The organism is Flavobacterium cupriresistens, from assembly GCF_020911925.1.
GTDB classification, from domain to species: Bacteria; Bacteroidota; Bacteroidia; order Flavobacteriales; family Flavobacteriaceae; genus Flavobacterium; species Flavobacterium cupriresistens.
Genome location: NZ_CP087134.1, coordinates 822,519 through 842,417 on the forward strand (window position 1 = coordinate 822,519; position 19,899 = coordinate 842,417).

Consider the following 19,899-nt stretch of genomic DNA (forward strand, 5'->3'; position numbering starts at 1 on the left):
TTAAGGTATGTTAATTTTCAATTTGAAGAAAACGCAAAAAAAAATCCATTTGCCTTTGACAAATGGATTTTATATAAACTTAACTAGTGTTTTTTATTGAAATATAGCTTTCTTGGTCGTTGTGTGACCATTTTCCAAAACAATCTTGATCAATACCATCTGATTGGCTGATTGTAAATTTGCTATTTGCAATTCAGTTGCTCCGACTTTATTCTTTTCGTAAAGCAATTTCCCCGAAAGATCATAAACCATAACTTCTTTAATATTCTCTTTTTCTGAAGTTACTTTGATTGCCTTATTTTTTACGGAAACAATCAGATCACTGTCTGTATTTTCAAAATCATCAATTCCTAATGTTTTATTTGTGTAGCGTAGTACAAAACGATCCGAAAAAGTTCCTTTTGCAGTCGTAAAGGTATATTTACCGGCTCTTAAGTCATGAACTTTAGCTGTTACTTTGTCTTCTAAATAAACAACCTGATTAACCAAATCACCATCTGTCTGCTCGATAGAAATTGCAAATTCACCTTCAATAGAACTACGATATCCTAAAGGAACAATATCGGTATCCGTAAAAGGTAAGGCACGGCCTTGAATTACATAATTTCTACCATTATCAATACTATAAAAATCGATATAGGCATTTCCATCAAAGCTTTCACCGTCAAATCTGTTTTCAAAATCATTGGTAGCTCCTTCTATATATCCGATCAAAGCTTGTTTAAAAGCACCGGTTTCATTGGTCATGTTTAACCACATGCGACCGTTCTCTGCTTCCTTATTTTTTGACGTATTGTCTCTTTTAAAAAACTGATTGTTAGCACCCACTGGACGCATACTATTATTAAAAGTAACCGTTCCAACATCATTTGTACTAATAAAAAAAGATTCTCCTGATGCTATTTTACCAGAGGGCGTATTCATATTGCGCCCGGGTGCTTGAGAAGGTCTCGTTGCTACACCTCCGGTAAGATTATAACTTGCATAATCATTTGAATTGTATTTGTGTATTCCTACCACACCTATTGCTGTATTGTGGGTCCAGAAGTAAATAGTACCGTTTATAAAAGTATTCGCATTTAAAAACTTAGTAGCGTCTAATGCCGAAGGATATGGATTACCAACTAAATAAAATTTATCTGCTAAAAGAGATTCTCCTTTAATAATTCCATTATTAGGAATCCCAATAAAATTTACCGTTTGAGAATACGTACTAGTGTTCCAATAATCTTTACCATTTGGATATCCGGTATCTCGTTTAGGAACACGAATAATATATCCTTTACCAGGTTTCATAATCGTATTTCCATTTTCAATTACCCAATTCGATCCGTTAAATGACATATACTTGTCGGATAACGTATTGGGTGACAAAACATTCAATTTTTTATCTGCTACTGCTGATGACCAGTAGGTATAATCGAAATTTACCATTGGAGTTGAAATCCGTTCCATGTCAAACGAATTTACAGCTCCGGTATAAGTAGCATTATCATTGGTCTGAACCAAGGAACCATTGTTTTTTATTATAAGCTTACCATCTCCATTTACCACAATATTTTCATTAACGGTAAGAGTTTTGTCTCCTGCGATCGTGAATGTCTTTCCTGCTGCTATGGTACAAGTACAAACTTCTAAATCGTTAGTCAGAACTGTACTCTTATTGACCGTAATCGAAGAGCCGCTCTGAGGCACCACTGATCCATCATAAACAAAAGGAGTATCAATAAAATTAAGGGCTAACTTGGCATCACCTCCATCTTCTCTTAAACGTACTTCTACAGTTGACGTTTTATTCAAAGGATACGTTTTTCCTCCGTTAATTAATGAAGTAGTATTGGTATAAATAGATTGTGTAAATATTTTGACTCCATCAATATAAATTTCACCCACATCATCACAATTTACAAGTTCTAATTGATAACGACCGCAAGGAAAACCTTTACGTTTATAGGTGATGGTAAACTGATCAACGGGCATTGGAGCACCTTCCCAACCCGAATAATAAGAGGGTGATACCAAAGCATTCCACTTTGACTGTGTATTGATATCTAAACTTGTATCTACATAAGTTCCTGCATAGGTGTCTGCCACTAAGGCAATATTTGCTGAATTAAAGCCAAAAACATTCCACTTATTATCTCCGAAAGGCAGTAAAGTATCTCCTTTTATCATACCATATATAATGGACAATCTGGATGCACCTTCTTTTTCGTAATATTCTAAAACAAAGTCATGTGTTCCTTCTTTCAAGTTGTGCAGCGTAGATCTTACTGCATAACCTTGATCCTGCCAGTTGTCTATCACTAAATCACCATCAATATACAAACGGTAACCATCATCACCTCCTACTGTAAAGTTAAATTTACCGGCCTCTGTTGTAGCCTTCATCAGGTAGCGAACATAAAACCTGTCGCTTGGTACTGTACCGCAAAATGCATTTGGCGCAACACTTGTATCTCCTGTAATTACATCTGTACCTATTTTTCGGTCAAACATCGCTTTCTCTGCAACAGATCCAACATAAGTAGTCATCGCGGGAGTATTTCCTGTATAGGTATAAACATAACCTTTCCAGCTGTTAACTCTGGCTGTTAAAGAGGGAACACATGGTGGTGGCGTTACCGTAACTGTAACGGTTGCAGACGAATAATTTTTCCCGTCATACAAGGTGTAGACAAAAGAACTCGTCCCAATAAAACCCACAGCAGGAGTAAAAGTCACATTGGTTTTATCATTAACCTGAACAGACCCTCCTGAAGCCGGTTGTGTTGAAGTAATAGATGCCAATGCGCTGTAATTTTCATCATTTTCCAGAATCGGTACAATTATAGCCGTATTGGAATCGGTCGTAATTAGATCCGGATTTGCCGTAAGTAAGTTGGACGTATCGACAATACCCGAAATGGTTGGCCCTACTTCTCCTCCATAATCGTGTTTGATTCTAAAATATCCGTTGTAAATATTTTGAACCCCATAAGGATAAATTCTAATATAAAATGTTTGATTTGGACTGCTAGTCACCACAGTATTAGCAGGAAAATTAAGGGTTACCTCAGTATCTGTACCTTGTACTGCTGTGGTTGACCCCAAAAGGATCTTACCGTCATCAGGAAAAGTAGGATCTGTGGAGTAACGTACTTCGTATTTTGTTGCTCCTTCATTTCCCGAAGGAGAATTGTATATAAACTTAAATTGCGTTAAAGTCAGTTTGTAATTGGCTTTTGGCCTAACACTTACCTGAGCATATTTGTTAAGATTCACCGTATTTTTAATCGTACTGGTTTGAACATTAGTAAGATTAAAATAATTTGGATTACTGTTTGTGGTTAGATTAACACCTGAAGCACTAATGTCATTTGCAATGATATTGGCATCAGTGACAACTGCTTTGGGCTGATCTACTGCACCATTCCAGATGATTAGCCGAGGTGTAGCTTCTTCAACAAAAACCGAAACTGTAGCTGTAGCTGTTTTGTTCCCTTTTTTTAACGTATACGTAAATGAACTGGTTCCTTTAAAATTTGTTGCAGGTGTAAAAGTAAGGATATTGTCAGTGTTTGTTACCGTTCCGTGAGCCGTTGGCGGTTGCGTGTAAGTCATTGTTGAACCGTTATAGTGGGTATCGTTAGTTAACGGATCAAAGGTTACTGCTCTTTTTTCTTTCGTTGAAACAAGATCATCATTTGCATTCAGGTCAGAGGCATCATAAGGCAAAACAGAACCTGTAATCGTAGGTGTTGTATTGCCATTTTCAATTGAACTCAAATTAATCAAGAACAATGGTGAATTAGGATCGCTATTGGGTTTTAGTTTATAGCCATAAATACGAATGGTTATCGTTTCTCCGGCATATAGGGTAACATTAGACAAATTCAATGACTTGTTTATTCTTCCCGGGCTTGTTGTTTCGTCTACTAATAAAGTACTGGTGGCAAAATTATCTTTGGAATAACGAACCTGATAGCGGTTCACATACAAATTAGCATCGCCTCTATAAGTGAATTTGAAAGCATTCAATTTAATTTTATATCCCGTTTTTGCTGCTGTTGTAAATTGAAAATATTTAGTATCATCAATAGCAAATGAGGTTGTCCATGGACTTCCTTTAAACCCTTCTCCTTGCGCAGGAGTTACAGTCAAATTACTTCCATTACTTAAATCCCCTGCAGCAACTGCTGCTGTGTAATTCGTATTAACAGAGGGTGCTTTAGTTCCAGGGCCATTCCACTTTACTAAATCTTCTTGTGCAAAACCAATAAAGGGTAAAAGTAAAAATAAAAGTAATTTTCTCATCATTTTAGTTGTTTCTATCTGATTAGTATGCAGGCATATAATTTTGGGCTTGCAAAGATAGAGACAACTACGTACTAGTCATAAAAGTGGTTTTAAGAAAGTCCGTATAATCGACAAAGCAAAAGAAATACTCGATGAAATACATCATAAAAAGCATCAAACTGTGTTAATTCTTATAAAAGCAAAGTGACAAAATATAAGAATAATCGTAAAAAACAGTTAGAAATAGCGTGTTTTTTAATTTAAAAAGTCTAAAAAAGCGAGTTTTGATGCGTAATATGCAAGAAAGCCTCCATTCACAAACATAAGTTCCAGGGTGCTAAATGAGGTTTAACACTAGCAATCTGATTAGCGCTAATGCCTTTTTTAAGTAACGCAAAAATTAGATTTTTACTACCGGAAAAGAAAATGGAGTTTTATTCCAGTTCCTTCATTTTTTCATAAACCAAGTTACTTTCATAACCTCTTCGCAACAGATAATCGCAGAATTTTTTCCTTTTTTTAAGCGTGTTATTTTCATGAATACTATTCCAGCATCTTTCCGAAAGTTGTTCAAAAGTAGTTTCATACTCTTCTGCCGAAATTTCTTTTAATGCCAAAGTGATATTAACCGCGGAAATCTGTCTGGCTTTTAACTCATTTGTGATCCGAATTCTGCCCCAAAATTTAATGCGATGTTTACCTCTGGCAAAACTGCACGCAAAACGTGTTTCATTTAAAAAATTACCATCAATTAACTGAACTACTATCACATCAATTTCGTCTGAGGTCATCTTTAAACTGTACAATTTGGCAACCACCTCTGCATGACAGCGCTCCTGATAGGCGCAAAAATGTTCTAATTTGAGTAAGGCCTCCTTTGGGGTACATATTGAATTCATGGCTTTTTTCCTGCTTTTTAACTATTCTTGCGAAAAATAGTCATTTTGTTGTTAAAATTCGGCCTTTATTTTTCAATTATCTCAGAAACTCTTTTTCTAAAATGTTGTATATGTGCAGAATTATAATATTTTTGTACGCCGAATTGGATTATTCAATAATGCTCAAAAACAAGCACTTAAATAACTGATTCTAAAATTTAAAACCAAAAGAAAAACACTACTCAGGTTTACTATCCGACATAATAGAGAACCGGTGCTTTTTTTATGTGTTTTAGCCCAAAACAAATTTAAAATATAAATACCACACGCTGATGATTAAAAAATTACTTTTATTCGTTGATTTCTTATTTTGTCAAAAAATAAACAAACCCAAAAGTTATAAGGTGTTTGGTTTACTTCAATTTCTTTTTTTATTGTTTTTTGTGGAAACAGGAAATGCACAATTGATTGCTAACTATACTTTTGCTACAAGTAATGGAACGTATTCAAATATTTCTTCAACCAGTGGAGTACTAACGGCCTACTCAAATAATGGTATTGGATGGGACAACTCCTCTACTGCAAATATTGATTTAGGCTTTACATTCACGTTCAATGGGATAGATTACACTCAATGTTCTATCAATACAAATGGATTCTTAACTTTTAGTTCAAGTACTCCCCAACCAACATACTCAAGCAACACCGAATATACTCCCATTTCGTCGGCAGCAGCATATAGTGGGGCCATAAGTGCTTTAGGCCGAGATTTAGCTAATAATGGTACAACAAGCTCTACAATAACTTACAATACCATTGGTGCATCACCAAACAGAACATTTGTAGTGCAATGGAATAATGTAAGACGTTATGATAGTAACACCAACCGTTACTTAACTACTGGAAATTATAATTTTCAGATTAGATTAGTCGAATCCACTAATGTCATTCAAATTGTTTACGGCGTATGTGATATCTCTGATACAGATTTACCAGTACAAGTTGGTTTACGAGGAAAAACAAATTCTGACTTTAACAATAGAACAGTAGCAGGAACATCAGCAAACAACTGGCCCAACTCAACTGCAGGAAGCTTTAATAACAGCACTTGTCTTACTGGTACTACAAACAATAGACGTCCGATTAGTAGTAGTACTGACACTAATGGCCTAACCTACACCTGGACTCCTCCCACTTACTGTAATTTTAACAGTTTCTCAACGGTAAGACAAATTACCAATGTAAAACTGAATACACTGGATAAGTCTAGTACAGGAGCCACCAGTTACGAAAATTTCACAGCATTTAACACCACTTTGGTTAGAGGTCAATACTACACTGTCTCCATAAAAGGTGCTACGCCATCGAACAGTAACATCTATTACATGGCATATATAGACTGGAACCGGGATGGGGATTTTACTGATACTGGTGAAAATTATAAAATTGGCACAATTTATAATTCTAACGGGGCAGATGGTAAAAATGCATCCGTTTATTTTCAAATACCAACTTCTGCCTCCCTTGGTATTACCCGTCTTCGCATCATCGGTCAATCTGCAGACTACGATACAAATCCTTGTTCTACATCAGTAACAAGTCCACAAGGACAAGTTGAAGATTATACTATAATCGTTAATGATGGTTGTGCAGCAACACCTATCACTTCTAGTCCTACCACCTTAACCACATCATCTACTGTATGCCCGGGTAGTCCATTTACATTATCTCTAGGAACTACCTTCGCAGACGGAGCGACTTATTTATGGGAGTCTTCTGCAAATATTAATGGACCATGGACCAATGCTACGCCAGCACCGATACTGTTTTTTGATTCCAATTCGTTTAATACAGTACCTGCTAACACAGCTGTTTCGGGAAGCGCAAGTATAACAAATGGCAAATTAATTTTAACAACTATTGAAGGAAATGAAGTAAGAGGTGGTTTCATTGTTGACAAATCTCCAGCTAATAATATAAATGCCTTTACAACCTCTTTCGATTATTATGCTTCCGATGGAGATGGAGCAGATGGTTTCAGTTTGAGTTATGCAAGTGGATTGGTGAATAGTATTGGTGGAGGAGAAAACGGTGAAGGGTCAGGTATAATAGTCCAATTTGACACCTATGACAACGATGGTGTGACAGCTGGTACCCGCATTAGAATTCTTTACAACAATAGCGCTATCTTTACATCGGCTATTAATGCTCCTTTTAACATAAGAACTGATATTAATCCAAGCATAGTCAGAGACGTCGTATTGACCGTTGACAATAAGGGATTCCTCTCACTTAGTATAAAAAACTCTCTAGGTCAACCAATTACTGTTGTATCTAATCTACAATTACCAGCTGCCTATCTTACCGAAGATAAATCAAGTTGGAAATTTAAATTTTCAGGGCGAGTTGGAGCCATAAACGACAATCAAAACATCGACAATTTACAAATAAGATATTTAGATGTTGCCAACTCAAGACCCACCTTTACAACTACGCAAACGGTAAAAAAATATTATCGTGCACAAATTACTTGTGGTGGGACAGTTGCATCAATACCAGTAATGGTTGACGTAATTTCGGCTACTATTAGCCCAATGACAATAACTGTTTGCTCAGCATCTCAATTTACGGCGACACCAACAACGGGAACCAATGGAACTATTCCATCTGGCACAACTTATACTTGGACAGCTCCAACTGTAACCGGAAACATCTCAGCAGGTGTCGCCAGTACAGGTACTCCTACTGGTAACATAACGGGCACGCACACAAACACAACAGCTACGGCACAAACCGCTACTTATACGGTTACACCAACTACATCGGGTTGTGTAGGAGTTCCGTTTAATTTAACAGTAACAGTAGACCCTGCAACAGTTCCGGGAACAATTACTCCCAACTCACCACAAGTGTGCACAGGAACAAACAGTACAACTCTAACACTATCAGGCCAAACGGGAACAGTAGTAGGATGGGAATCTTCTACTAATAATTTCACCAATGTAACTTCAATAACAAATACAACTACGGCACTTACTGTTACTGATTTAACTGCAACAACTTCTTATAGAGCAATTGTAAAAAGCGGTAGTTGTACACAAGCAACTTCTGCAGTAGCAACAATAACCGTTTCTCCTGCAACAGTTCCGGGAACAATTGCCCCCAACTCACCACAAGTGTGCACAGGGACAAACAGTACTACTTTAACACTATCAGGTCACACGGGAACAATAGTAGGATGGGAATCTTCTACTAATAATTTTACCAATGTAACTTCAATAACAAATACAACAACAACACTTCCCGTTACTAATTTAACCGTAACAACTTCCTATAGAGCAATTGTAAAAAGCGGCAGTTGTACACAAGCAACTTCTGCTGTAGCAACAATAACCGTTTCTCCTGCAACAGTTCCGGGAACAATTAGTCCGAGCTCACCAACAGTGTGCACAGGGACAAATAGTACCACTTTAACACTATCAGGCCAAACAGGAACAGTAGTAGGATGGGAATCTTCTACCAATAATTTCAGCAACGTAACTTCAATAACAAATACAACTACGGCACTTACTGTTACTGATTTAACCGCAACAACTTCTTATAGAGCAATTGTAAAAAGCGGTAGTTGTACACAAGCAACTTCTGCAGTAGCAACAATAACCGTTTCTCCTGCAACAGTTCCGGGAACAATTACTCCCAACTCACCACAAGTGTGCACAGGGACAAACAGTACCACTTTAACACTATCAGGTCACACGGGAACAATAGTAGGATGGGAATCTTCTACTAATAATTTTACCAACGTAACTTCAATAACAAATACAACAACAACACTTCCCGTTACTAATTTAACCGTAACAACTTCCTATAGAGCAATTGTAAAAAGCGGCAGTTGTACACAAGCAACTTCTGCTGTAGCAACAATAACCGTTTCTCCTGCAACAGTTCCGGGAACAATTGCCCCCAACTCACCACAAGTGTGCACAGGAACAAACAGCACTACTTTAACACTATCAGGCCAAACGGGAACAGTAGTAGGATGGGAATCTTCTACTAATAATTTCAGCAACGTAACTTCAATAACAAATACAACTACAACACTTACTGTTACTGATTTAACCGCAACAACTTCTTATAGAGCAATTGTAAAAAGCGGTAGTTGTACTCAAGCAACTTCTGCAGTAGCAACAATAACCGTTTCTCCTGCAACAGTTCCGGGAACAGTTGCAACCAGCCAATCACAAGCATGCTCTGGAACAAACAATATTACTTTAACACTATCAGGTCAAACAGGAAGTGTCTTAAGATGGGAATCTTCTACGGATGGTTTCCTTACAACACCGAGCACAATTATAAATACAACTACAACACTTTTAATTACTACTTTAACTTCTACAACTTCTTACAGAGCAGTTGTACAAAGTGGTAGTTGTACAACATTAAATTCTGTTGCAGCTACAATAACAGTAAACGCAGGACCAACAGCACCAATAGTAGGCACAATAACACACCCAACCTGTATAATAGCAACAGGAAGTGTACAATTAAGTGGCTTACCTGCTACAGGAACCTGGACCTTAACAAGAACACCGGGTGCTGTTCAAACAACAGGATCAGGAGCGACAACTTCAATAACAGGTCTTGCAGCTAATACTACCTATACTTATACTGTTAGTAGCGGTGCATGTCCGTCTGTATCTTCAGTCAACGTTGTTATAAACCCAATACCTCAATTGGCAACCTGGAATGCAGGATGGACCAATGGGCCTCCAACAATTAATCAACCCGTACTTTTTGAAGGAGACTACACGTCAACAACGGATGTAAATGCTTGTAGCTGTACAATAGGCTTAACAGCTAAAGTTGTAATTAGCATTGGAAATACTTTAAAAATCACCAATGGCCTGACAGTTGCAAACACAGCGAGTCTGACTTTTGAGAACAATTCAAGTTTAGTACAAACCAATGATGATCCTACTATCAATTCAGGGATCATCACCTACAAACGCAAAACATCACTTCGTCTTACTGATTACGGATACTGGTCTACACCTGTAAATCCTAAAAAATTAGTCGATGTATCTCCTTTAACTTTGTCTGATAAATACATGGGCTTTAATGGAACAGGCTGGGTCATCACCAATTCAAATACCGAAATGACAATTGGTAAAGGTTACATTATTCGTGCTCCGCAAACCTTTTCTAATGTAGATAGAGCGGATTTCACTGCTGAATTTAAAGGTACTCCAAACAATGGTGCTCTCAACGGTGAGACCGTAGAGGCTGATAAGTTTTACCTGATCGGTAACCCTTACGCATCTGCTCTGAACGCTAATAGCTTTTTAGATGACAATCCTTTCATGAACGGAACGCTTTATTTCTGGACACACAATACCCCTATAGGCGGTTCAAATGGTCTGAAATATCTTGCTGATGATTACGCTGCTTTTAATCTAACAGGGGGAGTAAATACCAAAGCCCCTACCGGCGATGATGCACCCGGAAATAACGATTCTGAGCCATCCGGTTATATCGCTGCAGGACAATCTTTCTTTGCAAGTGCGGCCAGCCCGGGAACAGTTTCTTTTAAAAACTACATGCGAGAAGGTGGCGCAAATAACGGTCAGTTCTTTAAACCGGCAAGACCATCAAAAGAAAAAGCAAGCAGAAATCGCATCTGGATTAACATCATCAACAAAGAAGGAATTTTCAAACAAACGCTTCTTGGTTATGTCAACGGTGCAACAAATAGTTACGAAAACAGATATGACGGTGAATCTTTTGACGGTAATCCTGCTCTTGATTTTTACAGTATCAACAACGATCGTAATCTTGTTATTCAAGGACGTGCTCTGCCTTTTACAGACACTGATATTGTTCCTTTAGGGTATCGTAGTGCCGCTGCGGGTGATTATACCATCTCAATAGGAAAAATAGAAGGAGATCTGATCAATCAGAACATTTTCATTGAAGACAAAACGACGGGGAAAATCCATAATTTAAAAACAGCGAAATATACCTTTACCACTGCAAAAGGAACTTTTGCGGATCGTTTCGTACTGCGTTATACAGATAAAACATTAGGAACCGGAGATTTTGAAAATACCGAAAACAATGTTTTTGTTACGGCTAAAAACAAAGTAATAAAAGTAATCTCTGCAAAAGAAACGATTAAAGAAGTTACGATTTATGATGTTTCAGGAAAACTACTTTATAACAAAAAGAAAATTGGTGAAACGGAATTGCAAATAGCAAATTTACAATCCGCTAATCAGGTTCTATTGATTAAGGTTATCTTAGACAACAATCATACAACCACCAAAAAAGTTATATTTCAATAAGATATAAACACCGATTTAAGCATAAAAAAAATCCATTTGTTCAGACAAATGGATTTTTTTTTATACTTTATTTTAATGTTTTCAATTAAGCCTTTTCAATTAGAATACTGACCGCATTGCCACCAAAGCCAACGGCATTAATCAATATTTTCTTTAATGGCTTACTCTGTTTTTGTACTTCGGCAAAAGGAACATTAACGAATGTATTGTGCTGCAACATCAAAAGAGCAAGTTCCAGACTCAATATTCCGGAAGCGCCAAAAGTATGTCCGATCTTCCATTTATTAGTCGTTAATAAAGGTGTTTTAGCCCCAAAGACTTTTTCAATAGCACGCAACTCCGTAAGATCTCCTTTTATGGTTCCGGGAGCATGCATTACAATCGCATCAATTTCCTCCGAATTAGTATCCTTTAAAGCCATTTTCATGGACTTTTGAAAACAATCCGCTTCTGCAGAAATCGAAATATTATGTTCTAAAATTTCTGTTGCATAGCCCACGCCTGTAATATAGGCTATAGCATTTTCTTTCTCTCCGGCTTCGAGACAACATACCGCAGCCCCTTCACCCAAAATCATAGTATTTTGCGTTTTCTCAAAGTCAAAAGCAAGATTAGGCCACGATTCTTCCTCCTGATCAACACGGGAATATATTTTTAGTGCTCTCATCTGAGCGATCGTAAAATCGGTCAAAGGCGCTTCACTCCCTCCTACCAAAAATTTATCCGCCATTCCTGATCTCAACCATGCCACACCATTTAAAAGAGCATGAAGTGCTGTTGAACAGGTAATCGAATGCGAGATTTCCGGACCAACGCTTTGTAGATCGTGCGCTATCCAGGACGAGATATTACCCAAAGTTGTGGTTGGGGAAGCTAAAGTCTGTGCTTTACCGGTATCGATATATTCCTTATAATGCTTTTCGAATAAATCGGTAGCTCCACGGGAAGAACCTATATTTATTCCGAAAACGTCCTCTTTATTCCAACCTGCTTTTTCGACCGCTTTTCGCGAAGCAGTCAAAGCAAACAGAACAGAGTCGTCTAAAAATTTGTACTTAATATCCGATTCACGAACCTCGGCTACAATTTGTTTTGATTCAACATCCAAAGCCGCAACAGAAGTTTGCTGCTGATCTAAAAATTGCTTCGAAAAACAATGTTGATTATCCAGATATTTTTCCCAGATTTCTTCAGCATTATTACCCAATGGAGAAATAGAAGAGAAAGCTGTTATGGAGATTTTTTTATTCAATGTTTTTTATTTAACCGCAAAGTTCGCAATGTTCCTGCAAAGTTTGCAACGTTTTTAAATATTTAAGCTACTAAAGTCAAATAAACGTTGTTTAAATGAACTTATATAACTCATATGGTTTAAATCAATTAAACCATATCAATTGCCTCTTCGATAGTCGAATAGACTTTTTGAAGCTGCGCATCAGTCATAATGTATGGAGGTAAAATGTAAACAATATTACCAACCGGCCTTAAAATAACTCCTTTTTCAATAAAGAAATTGTAAAGTTTAGTTCGCATTGAACCGTAATAACTTTCTTCTGCATCTGATTTTATTTCAACTGCAAAAATAACCCCTAAAGTTCGGGCAGTAATTACTTTTGGATGGTTCTCGATTTTCTTCTGAAAATTTAGGTGACTTTTATTTATTCTTTGAATGTTGTCCTGCATTTCATCCGTTTGCAACAAATCAATACTGGCCAAAGCCGCTGCACATCCGGTTGGATTTGCCGTAAAAGTATGACCGTGGAACAAGGCTTTATTAATATCATCATCATAAAACGCATCAAAAACCTCTTGTGTAAAAGTCGTAATCGCCATTGGAATAGTCCCTCCCGTTAATGCTTTCGACAAACAAATCATATCGGGTTCTTCGGTAACATAATCCATTGCAAAGGTTTTTCCGGTTTTACCAAAGCCCGTCATTACTTCATCGGCAATGGTTAAAACTTTATTCTCTTTACAAATTTGAAGTAAGGTAGCCAAAGCTTCTGGTTCGTACATAACCATTCCTGCTGCACCCTGAACTAAAGGTTCAAAAATAAATCCGGCACAAGTATGGTTTTTAATCACGGCTTTCAATGCCTCAAAACTTAACTGTTCCGATCCTTTCACAGGAACCGGAATTCGTACCACATCAATAAACATTCCTTGAAAAGCTTGTGTATAAAAAGAGATTCCGCTTGCCGCCATAGCCGCAAAAGTATCTCCGTGAAAGGCATTTTCAAAAGCAATTATAGTAGTTCTTTTTTCATTTTTATTGAAAAAATATTGCAGTGCCACTTTTATAGCTACTTCAACCGCTGTTGAACCATTATCTGAAAAAAATATTTTCTGCTGATTCTTTGGTAAAATTTCAATAAGCTTCTCCGCCACTTTTATCGCAGGTTCATGCGTAAAACCGCCGAACAAAACATGCTCTAAAGTCGTTAATTGCTTGTAAATCGCATCGGCAATAAATTTATTACTGTGCCCGAACGGATTTACCCACCACGATGCAATGGCATCAATATATTCTTTATTATTCTCATCCCACAACAAAGCGCCTTCTCCTCTCGAAATGGCTATTGGAGTTTGCGCGGTTTTATGCTGTGTATAAGGATGCCATAAATATTGGCTGTCTTTTTCTGTTAAGGTCATCTAATTTTAGATTTTAGAATGTTGATTTTAGATTGCTAACAAATTCTCGCGAAACAAATCTGCGTACTCCCGGATTACATTTTGATCAAAATAAGGTTCTTCCTCTATTCTTCCGATGCATTTTACCGCTGTTTTATTCAAAATTAAATCTTCGGTAGCTTTGTTTTCGTTTCCGCTAAAGATAATTCCGGCCACCTCAAAACCTCTGTTTCTTATTGCTTCAATAGTCAACAGCGTATGATTGATGCTTCCTAAGTAATGCCTTGAGACTACAATCACTTTGTAATCGGATTGAATTAAATCGACAATTAAATCGGTTTCATTCAGCGGAACAAAAATTCCACCGGCTCCTTCTATCACCAAATGATTATCGGTTTTTGGCTCTTTGATTTCGCTCAATTCAATTCTCACTCCATCAATTTCTGCTGCCAAATGTGGACTTGCAGGCGTATTTAACCGGTAACTATTCTCAAAAATACGGGATTTAGAATTTGAAATTTTTGACTTGATTTTATCACTGTCCGAGTTATCCAGATCTCCGGCCTGAACAGGTTTCCAATAGTCGGCTTCTAAAGCTTCAACCACAATTGCAGAAGTCACCGTTTTACCTACATCTGTAGAAATTCCTGTAATAAATATTTTCATTGCTGTCTTTTAATAGTATGCAAAAATACCAATAAAAACAACAAACCCATCATTACGATGGGTTTGTTGTTTAACTACTCTTCTTTTAATTGATCTATAACCTTCTTTATTTCTTTGGCGTACTTGCCATAAAAAAAATGAACCCACCACTCTAAACCCAATCCCATAGAAAGAATCGCAAAAACAACCACCGAAAAAACACTTATAATTTCTGCATTGCTAAATTCAAACATCACAAAATCAGCTTCTTTTGAAGATTTAAAATAAACAAAAACAACTAAATACAAGATCATAAATGGCGTCAATGCAAACCCGAACGTTTTATACAATTCCATATTTAATCTGATATCAAAATAAGTCTCGTATAAACTGTCTTTGGTACTTAATGCAACGGTGTTCAATCGCTTGTAAAACAAATACAGCTTCGCCAAATAATATATCGTAACAGCGACAGCCATACTGTATAACAAATAGAAAGGCACAATAAATTTTTGTTCAAACGAACAGATATAAGGCACAAATCCGATTAAAAAAACTAAGACAACCTGCAAAATTAGCTCGTATTTCAGATTTTTTCTGATCCTGTCCAAAGGTGTATTGGCGGACCTGATTTTCTCTAAATTATCCGGAAGAATGATCGAATCCGATTTCTCATTGTTCCATGCGTTTTGTATGTCGTTAAAATCCATATCCCTGATTTTTTATTATTTCTTTTAGTTTTTCTTTTGCTCTGTTTAATTTTACTCTGGCATTTCCCTCCGAGATTCCTAAATTATCTCCAATTTCTCTATGTGAAAATCCTTCTAATTGGTAAAAAATAATTGCTTTGTCTATTTTTTCTAATTTTTGAACTGCTTTATAAAAATGATCAATCTGACTTTCTCTTATGTGCGAATCATCCTCCTCTTCTTTAATATTCTCTGAAGCAATCTCGTATTTATCAACCTTCCGTTTTTCTTTCTTTAGGAAAACAATTGCCGTATTAATAGCCACCCGGTACATCCACGTCGAAAATTGACTTTCATTTCTAAAGGACTCATACGATTTCCAAAGCTGACAAACAATTTCCTGAAACAAATCCTGCTGATCATCGGCCGTATCCATGTACATTTTCGACACTTTGTACAAGATTCCTTTATGACTTTCTATTCGATTTAAAAATTCTTTTTCTTTCTCTTTCAAAATAGCTCTAATTCATCACTGGTTTTACTGTGTATCCCGCTTTTCTCAACAAATTAATTATTCCTGTATCACCACCCAAGTGAGCCGCTCCAACTGCAAAAAAGACACTTTCCTTTTTCATCTGCTCCGGCATAATCTTGATCCAATTAGCATTTCTATCGTCAAGCATGTATTTCTTAGCTTTAAGATTCATTATTTTTTCATCTGTCGTCAATTTATACAAAGACTCCATATCTTCATTTTTATAGTTGGCTACTAATTTAGTCGTTTCATCAGCACTTGTTTCTTCGAGCATAGCAATCATTTCAACATCAGAATAGGCATTTTCAAAACTCTCGCATTGCGATTTTACGGTTTCAAGACCTCCAACCTCAATTTGACGTTTTTTTGCCATTTCGATAAAATTCATTTCATAAAATTTCAGGTCAGTACAACCAAAGCTTTTCATTGAGATCAGACTCATAACAGTCAACAAACTAAAACTGTCCACTTGTTGTATCGTCATTCCGGCATTTTTTTGCAGAATTACATTCAATTTTGACAACTGCTCCGGAGCTAATTTTTTACTTAATGGTACTTTTCCCATCACCATTTCCTGTAAGTCCACCATCTCTTTAGGGTCGGCAAAATTAATTTCCAGTACTAATTTATCTGATTTCTCGAATGCCTTATTTGTTTTTTCAGAAAGAAAATAATCCCCTGCGCAAATCATATGAACGGTTCCATACAAATAAGATGGTTTAGTTAATCCTTTTCCTGACACTTCCCATAGAAGCGAATTTTCTAATTTAGGAGCATTCGTTTGAGCGTTGGTTGTTCCATTAAAAATAAATAGTACTATAGCAATTGTTGATTTTATAAAATTTTTCATTTTGTTGATTGATTAAAATTATTTGGTTTAATTATTTAAAAATTCTTCTATTTATTCACTGATCTTACTTTTTTGCCAAAAAACTACAGCCAATAAAAAACAGGACACAGCACTAATAAGAAAGTGTTTGTTCGGATGGTTTAACAAAAATTGATTCACCACCGCAAATCCAAATACAGCCGAAGTAAAAAAAATAGAAATAAAATGGAAGTTTTTTGATTTTGATAAAAGTGATATTGTTTTCATAATGGTTTTGATTTATTTGATTACGACTCGTAAGTAATCAAAGCATAAAAACGTTACAAAGAAAATTTACATTTTTACATAAAATCAGTAAAATCAATATCTGACAAAGGATTTTTTTATTCTCAAATGGTAAATTCCACAGAGACACACAAAGAAAAAAAACAAAGATTCACAAAAAACTTAGCGTCTCTCTGCGCACCCTTTGTGAATCTCTGCGAAACAATACATCGTCTAAAACACAAAATTGCCTAATGACTGCAAAACCTGACTGATTTCCTCTTCCGAATTATAACTATGAATACAGAAACGAAGTCTTTCCTGCCCTTCCGGAACGGTTGGAGAGAGTATTGGTTTTACATCAAAACCTTTATCTTGTAGTTGTTGCGCCAGTTTTTTTACATTTTCGTTGCCCGGAACGATCGCCGACTGAATAGCCGATTTACTTCGAACAAACATGGGCTTCAAACCCAACAAGTTTTTTTGCTGATTAAAAAAGATAATATTCATTCGTAACTTCTCGATAACCAACTTTTCAGTTTCCAAATGCTGGTAAGCAGTCAGAATTGTAGATACCGAATGCGGAGACAATCCCGTAGTATAAATGAAACTTCTGGCAAAGTTGATTAGGTATTCTTTAAGTTCAACACTCCCTAAGACAGCTGCTCCATGGCACCCCAACCCTTTTCCGAAAGTCATGATGCGGGCGAAAATACGATTGTGCAACTGCAAATACTGCATTAATCCCTCCCCTTTTTCCCCAAAGACACCCAATGTATGTGCTTCATCAACCACCAGAAAGCAATTGTATTTTTCAGAGAGTACGACCAATTCTTCTAAATTCGGACTATCTCCATCCATAGAAAAAACAGTTTCGGTAACAATGTAAATAGTCGTATCCGGAAATTTAAGAATAAGTCGTTCTAAATCTTCAAAGTCATTATGGTTAAATCGATAGGATTTGGCATTAGACATGATAATCCCATCACGAATCGAAGCGTGACTCAATTCATCATACAGAATAACATCATTTCGTTGCGGTACAGCGCCGAAAAAACCAACATTGGCATCGTAACCCGAATTAAAGATTAAAGCTGATTCAGCATCATGAAACTGCGCTACAAAAGATTCGGTGATTTGATACAACGAATGGTTCCCTGAAATTAATCGTGATCCCGTCGCTCCATTCTGAATGAGTTCGTTTTCGATTAAATAATGATGTGCAAGTTTAAAAACAGATTCCGATTTAGAAAACCCAATATAGTCGTTAGAAGAAAAATCAACAAGATTATTAAAACTTGGTAATTGTCTCAGCGAATTATTCTGCTTTCTGTTTTCAAGCTTTTGGATAAGATTTTCAGGTAATTTCATAAAAGCAAAGTTATGAAATTCCAATTTATGAAATTCCAAATTCCAACTTTTCGAATTCTATCTTTTCAAAAAAGCTTGCGCGAAATCCTGTTTGTTTAAGCGAATGAGACTATTTATAAAAATCATTCGGCTCTGCAAAAAACGCAACGTATCATTAGCGATTAACATAAATAGTATTGTTAATTAAAATATTAATATTTCTAATTTTCAATTCACAAACTGATTATGAGTAATTTGTATATTGCATTAAAAAAGAGAAGAATGAAGATTATTTGCAAAAACTGTGAAACAGAAAATTATCCGGATTTTAATTATTGCCCTGAGTGCAGTCAAAGAGTAAATTTGCATCGTATAAGTCCGCACGAGATTTTTCATGAAGCTATTCATTATTTTTTACATGCAGACAAAGGGATTTTTCAACTTATTATGTCTTTGACATTAAAAAGCGGAACTGTAGCTAAGGAATATATCAATGGCAAAAGAAAGAAGTACTTTCCCCCACTTAATTTTTTCTTATTGGTTGCCGCTATCTTTGTTTTCATTTCCAACATTCCAAAAGAGACACCTCCTATTGATATCCCAAAAGAAAATCAGGAGCTTAGCGCTATTTCAAATCCTGTTCAAAAAGAGAAAATCATACATCTTTACGAACGAAAAGAAAAAATGTTTCATTTCATAAAAAAATATTCCAATCTAATGGCGATGATGGCGCTGCCGCTACTTGCCTTTTTTTTCTGGCTGTTTTACAAAAAAGAAAACTACAACTATACGGAGCATCTTGTAGCAGGTATGTACATGTTGGGCTTTTGTATACTCGTCAATACGCTTTTAATTTTACCCATATCTTTATTATTCCACTTATCGACTAATTATCAAGCTTTGTTTTTTCTACTGTTTCAGCTCTTTTATTTTACACTCTTTTATTATAGGTTTTTAAATAAAGACACCAAACTTCAACTTACAAAAACCTTTGCAGTAAGTGCTTTGGGCATCATATCCTGGTCAATTATATCAGGACTTACTGTACATACTTATATTTCGAGTGGTTTTTGGGGAATAATACAATAACAAAAAGTCATTCATTTAAAATAAACAAAAACAAAAAAGCCAGACAATGATGTCTGGCTTTTTTACTTATTCTTAAATTGTCTTAGTCTGCTAAAACAATTATCTTATTGTCTTTCATTTCGATAGTACCTGATTCAATTTCCAAAGTATAGGTTTGATCATTTACTTTCGTGAATTTACCCGCTACTTCTTTAGAAAAACTGAAGCTTGAAGCTACAATTTTAACAGTTCCTTTTTCTAAAATAGAAACGATAGGAGCGTGATGATTCAATATTTGAAAGCTTCCATCAACTCCAGGTACTGTAACCGAAGTTACTTCTCCTGAAAATAATTTTGCTTCTGGTGATACTATTTCTAAAGTCATAACTAT

The 19,899-nt window shown here is 36.2% G+C and carries 12 protein-coding genes; 2 read left to right on the forward strand and 10 right to left on the reverse strand.

Annotated elements, in window-relative coordinates; translation table 11 throughout:
* Positions 1 to 93: 93 nt before the first annotated feature.
* Positions 94 to 4,299 (reverse strand): Ig-like domain-containing protein, encoded by a 4,206-nt coding sequence (locus tag LNP23_RS03775; protein ID WP_230003832.1) that lies wholly within the window; start codon positions 4,297 to 4,299, stop codon positions 94 to 96.
* 413 nt (positions 4,300 to 4,712) lie between these two features.
* Positions 4,713 to 5,177 carry a regulatory protein RecX gene (locus tag LNP23_RS03780; RefSeq protein WP_230003834.1) on the reverse strand — a complete coding sequence of 155 codons (465 nt, stop codon included), beginning with the start codon at positions 5,175 to 5,177 and terminating at the stop codon, positions 4,713 to 4,715.
* Positions 5,178 to 5,488: 311 nt separating this feature from the next.
* On the opposite strand from LNP23_RS03780, the gene LNP23_RS03785 reads away from it, so the two are divergent.
* The gene (locus LNP23_RS03785; protein WP_230003835.1) at positions 5,489 to 11,497 is read left to right on the forward strand and encodes a T9SS sorting signal type C domain-containing protein; all 6,009 of its coding nucleotides are present in this window, start codon (positions 5,489 to 5,491) and stop codon (positions 11,495 to 11,497) included.
* 85 nt (positions 11,498 to 11,582) lie between these two features.
* On the opposite strand, the gene LNP23_RS03790 is transcribed toward LNP23_RS03785, so the two are convergent.
* The 7 genes from LNP23_RS03790 to LNP23_RS03820 form a co-directional block, all read right to left on the reverse strand.
* The gene (locus LNP23_RS03790; RefSeq protein WP_230003839.1) at positions 11,583 to 12,749 is read right to left on the reverse strand and encodes a beta-ketoacyl synthase N-terminal-like domain-containing protein; all 1,167 of its coding nucleotides are present in this window, start codon (positions 12,747 to 12,749) and stop codon (positions 11,583 to 11,585) included.
* Positions 12,750 to 12,877: 128 nt separating this feature from the next.
* Positions 12,878 to 14,149 (reverse strand): adenosylmethionine--8-amino-7-oxononanoate transaminase, encoded by a 1,272-nt coding sequence (gene bioA / locus LNP23_RS03795; RefSeq protein ID WP_230003841.1) that lies wholly within the window; start codon positions 14,147 to 14,149, stop codon positions 12,878 to 12,880.
* Positions 14,150 to 14,176: 27 nt separating this feature from the next.
* The gene (bioD, locus tag LNP23_RS03800; protein ID WP_230003843.1) at positions 14,177 to 14,794 is read right to left on the reverse strand and encodes a dethiobiotin synthase; all 618 of its coding nucleotides are present in this window, start codon (positions 14,792 to 14,794) and stop codon (positions 14,177 to 14,179) included.
* Positions 14,795 to 14,868: 74 nt separating this feature from the next.
* Positions 14,869 to 15,483, reverse strand: a complete 615-nt coding sequence (locus tag LNP23_RS03805; protein WP_047777082.1) for a hypothetical protein — start codon at positions 15,481 to 15,483, stop codon at positions 14,869 to 14,871.
* Positions 15,473 to 15,976, reverse strand: coding sequence for an RNA polymerase sigma factor (locus LNP23_RS03810; protein ID WP_230003844.1), 504 nt, complete (start codon positions 15,974 to 15,976; stop codon positions 15,473 to 15,475). Before LNP23_RS03810 ends, LNP23_RS03805 begins: the two co-directional genes overlap by 11 nt.
* A 7-nt stretch (positions 15,977 to 15,983) precedes the next feature.
* Entirely contained in the window at positions 15,984 to 16,847 is an 864-nt protein-coding gene (locus LNP23_RS03815; protein ID WP_230003846.1) for a TraB/GumN family protein, read from the reverse strand.
* A gap of 477 nt (positions 16,848 to 17,324) precedes the next feature.
* The gene (locus tag LNP23_RS03820) at positions 17,325 to 18,461 is read right to left on the reverse strand and encodes an aminotransferase class I/II-fold pyridoxal phosphate-dependent enzyme (RefSeq protein WP_230003848.1); all 1,137 of its coding nucleotides are present in this window, start codon (positions 18,459 to 18,461) and stop codon (positions 17,325 to 17,327) included.
* A 261-nt stretch (positions 18,462 to 18,722) separates the two neighbouring features.
* Here LNP23_RS03820 and LNP23_RS03825 point away from each other — a divergent pair, with 261 nt between their 5' ends.
* Complete coding sequence (locus LNP23_RS03825; protein ID WP_230003850.1) at positions 18,723 to 19,529, forward strand: DUF3667 domain-containing protein; 807 nt, start codon at positions 18,723 to 18,725, stop codon at positions 19,527 to 19,529.
* An 82-nt stretch (positions 19,530 to 19,611) separates the two neighbouring features.
* On the opposite strand, the gene LNP23_RS03830 is transcribed toward LNP23_RS03825, so the two are convergent.
* The gene (locus LNP23_RS03830) at positions 19,612 to 19,893 is read right to left on the reverse strand and encodes a F0F1 ATP synthase subunit delta/epsilon (protein ID WP_047777070.1); all 282 of its coding nucleotides are present in this window, start codon (positions 19,891 to 19,893) and stop codon (positions 19,612 to 19,614) included.
* Positions 19,894 to 19,899: the final 6 nt, after the last annotated feature.